Raw genomic sequence first — 2,622 nt, 5'->3', positions numbered from 1 at the left:
GTGCCGTCGCCGGCGAGCGCAAGACGGATGCCGAATGGCCGCACCCGCATATCGTTCTGGATCGCCATCCCCTCGCCTTCCGGCAAATAGAAGCGCTCAATACCGTAGTCCGGCGCGATGGTCGCCTCTTCGCCGCGAAGGTCCCAGCCCTCGGCGACGTGGCCTGATATATCGGCCTCGTCGGCAGCGGCGGGCGTCGGCGCCTTGCCGAACCAGGCGGCCGTCGGCTGCCAATAGTTGTCGGACCCCTTGTTCAAGCGGACGACTATCGTGGTGTCGTCGCTTGAGAGTTTGTCGGGTGGAATGTTGGCGATCATTTTCACCGGTATGCGCGAAATATCGTAGCCCAGGATAATATAGTCGCCGCGCAGGAGGTCGCGCGGATCGACGGGCTCGATCTTCAGCAGCACCTCTTTGCCGTTGCGCAGGATCGCCGCGCGGCCGGCGATGATCCAGCTCAGGAAGCCGATCTGGACGAGCGCCAGCACCAGTGCCGAGATGACAAGCCTTTTCCCGGTGATCATGCCGTGGCTCCTTTGGCATCTGGACCTTTCATACGCTTTTCCACGCGGATGATGACGATCGCAAGGATGCCGAGCAGCACCGCGGCGGCCAGGAAGAAGCCGGCCGTATCGAGCATCGATTGCAAGGTCACCACATAGATGATGGCGAGTTCGAAGGCGAAGCCGAGATAGGCAAACCAGCGCAGCCCACGGCTTTCCCGCCCTGCCAGCACGATTGCGGCGACAATGCCGGCAAGCGCGATCACCGAAGCGAGGGCAAAACCGCTGTTGTAGGTGCTCTCGTCGGCGAGTTCGAACTGAATCATTGCGAGGCCGGTGAGGAAGCCGAGCAGTGCGTGCAAGGGCAAGCGGCCGCCGAGCTGCACGACCCGGTCGACTGGATCCGGCGCGAAGACCGAGGCCGCGAACAGCAGCGCCGAGACGACGACCAGCGGGATCGCCACCTGCAGCGTGTCGTGGTTGGTGACCAGCAGCACAAGATAGAACAGAACCGACAGGATGATCAGGTGGCGAGCCGCCTGGCTGCGGGTCCAGAACGAGACGGCAAACAGCACGATCGCCATGATCAAGAAGGCATGCGGAAATTCGCTGCGGCTGTAGTAGTCGAAGCCTTTCAGGAACAGCCAGGCATCGGCGATGCCGACCGAAGCGACCGTCAGCGGATTAGAACGCAGCGCCACCGCCGCCAGCGCCGTTCCGGCGCCCCAGGTGACCAGAGCCGAGGCCTCGTCGCCCGAGAGATGATACATCTGGCCGATCAGCGCGATCGAGCCGCCGAAAGCCGCAGCCGCCACGATCCAGAGCGCTTCGCCGATCGCCGCATGGTCGCGGGCCTTCAGCACCGCGCCGCCGACATAGCCACCAAGGATGACGGCAAACAGTGCCGCCACGCGCGCCAGCCGCGGGGTCGCGTCCCAATTGGCGGCGACGAAAATCAGGATGGCGGCTCCGAACAGCACGGCAGCCATCATCGCCAGGATAGAGCCGAAGCTGAGCGACTTGCGCTCGTTGGCCTCGACATCGCGCGAAAGCGAATCGGCTGTGGCGGCGTCAATCAGCCCGGCCTGCAGCCAACGCGCGATATCCGCCCTGACCCGCGACGAATAACTCGCCATGCTGCCACTCCCCCAGTTCGGTCTTTTTTTCAGCCGATCCGGTCAAACCGCTGACGCGGCGGCATTTTCCGATTCGGGTTTCTTTGTGTCAGGTCCGTGAACGCCCGTTAATGCTGCATTGCACAATTTGCATTGCTGCCATGCAGCCATAGCGCTTTTAAATCGATATGGGTCCGCCTATTTATAGTTCGTACACAAACGGAATGATCCGCAAGAAAGACGAAACGAGAACTACCATGAACCTGATCCGCAACTACCGCAACTGGCGCCGCTACAGGGACACCGTGTCCGAGCTGAGCCGCCTGAGCAACCGTGAACTGACCGACCTCGGCATCAGCCGCAGCGACATTCCTTACGTCGCTCGCAAGGCGGTCTAATTCTTCGGACCGCGAATGGTCCGAACCAGTTTTGAAAAAGAGAACGACAATGAACCTGATCCGCAATTATCGTAACTGGCGCGTTTATCGCGAGACGGTTACCGAGCTGGGTCGCCTTTCCAACCGCCAGCTGCATGATCTCGGTATCGTCCGCGACGAAATCAAGATCATCGCCCGCCAGGCGATCTAACCAGAATTTCGCCAGGGTCGACCTCCTCCCCGACCCTGACGGATCCGGTCAACCTTCACCTCCTCCCGAGGGTTGACCACCAAAACGGCGCCCGCCGCACCTCCTCCCGCGGCGGGCGCTGTTACCCGGGGCAAAAGGAATTTTGCCCCAAAAGGTTTCGCCCCTTTCAAACGGCGAAAGAGTTTTCGTCAAAGCCGACCTCCTCCCCGGCGATGACGAATAGGCCCGACCCTCACCTCCTCCCGAGGGTTGGCCACAAAAACGGCGCCCGCTGCACCTCCTCCCGCGGCGGGCGCTGTTTCCCCGGAGTAAAACGAATTTGCTCCAGAGGTTTCGCCCCTTTTAAAAATGGCGAAAGGAATTTCGTCAAAGCCGACCTCCTCCCCGGCGATGACGAATATGGTCGACCCTCGGGA

At 61.4% G+C, this 2,622-nt stretch carries 4 protein-coding genes; 2 read left to right on the top strand and 2 right to left on the bottom strand.

What is annotated here, in order from left to right:
- On the bottom strand, positions 1 to 524 hold a 524-nt coding region (locus EN906_RS30275), incomplete at its 3' end, for a GDYXXLXY domain-containing protein (RefSeq protein ID WP_127375611.1).
- Positions 521 to 1,639, bottom strand: a complete 1,119-nt coding sequence (locus tag EN906_RS30270; protein WP_127269099.1) for a DUF2157 domain-containing protein — start codon at positions 1,637 to 1,639, stop codon at positions 521 to 523. The genes EN906_RS30275 and EN906_RS30270, both read right to left, overlap by 4 nt.
- 236 nt (positions 1,640 to 1,875) lie before the next feature.
- On the opposite strand from EN906_RS30270, the gene EN906_RS30265 reads away from it, so the two are divergent.
- Together EN906_RS30265 and EN906_RS30260 are read left to right on the top strand one after the other, a co-directional pair.
- The gene (locus EN906_RS30265) at positions 1,876 to 2,016 is read left to right on the top strand and encodes a DUF1127 domain-containing protein (RefSeq protein ID WP_013531315.1); all 141 of its coding nucleotides are present in this window, start codon (positions 1,876 to 1,878) and stop codon (positions 2,014 to 2,016) included.
- 49 nt (positions 2,017 to 2,065) lie between these two features.
- Positions 2,066 to 2,206: a DUF1127 domain-containing protein gene (locus EN906_RS30260; protein WP_013531314.1), complete on the top strand. Its 141-nt coding sequence runs from the start codon at positions 2,066 to 2,068 to the stop codon at positions 2,204 to 2,206.
- The last annotated feature ends 416 nt before the right edge of the window (positions 2,207 to 2,622 follow it).

The sequence above is a fragment of the Mesorhizobium sp. M7A.F.Ca.CA.004.06.1.1 genome (genome assembly GCF_003999135.1).
Classification (GTDB): domain Bacteria; phylum Pseudomonadota; class Alphaproteobacteria; order Rhizobiales; family Rhizobiaceae; genus Mesorhizobium.
The sequence above is the reverse complement of the archived record's forward strand: the minus strand, read 5'-3'. Positions and strand labels throughout refer to the sequence as shown.

Coding starts and splice junctions, on each gene's coding strand:
- EN906_RS30270 (WP_127269099.1), bottom strand. CDS start 1,639: ATGGCGAGTTATTCGTCGCGGGTCAGGGCGGATATCGCGCGTTGGCTG.
- EN906_RS30265 (WP_013531315.1), top strand. CDS start 1,876: ATGAACCTGATCCGCAACTACCGCAACTGGCGCCGCTACAGGGACACC.
- EN906_RS30260 (WP_013531314.1), top strand. CDS start 2,066: ATGAACCTGATCCGCAATTATCGTAACTGGCGCGTTTATCGCGAGACG.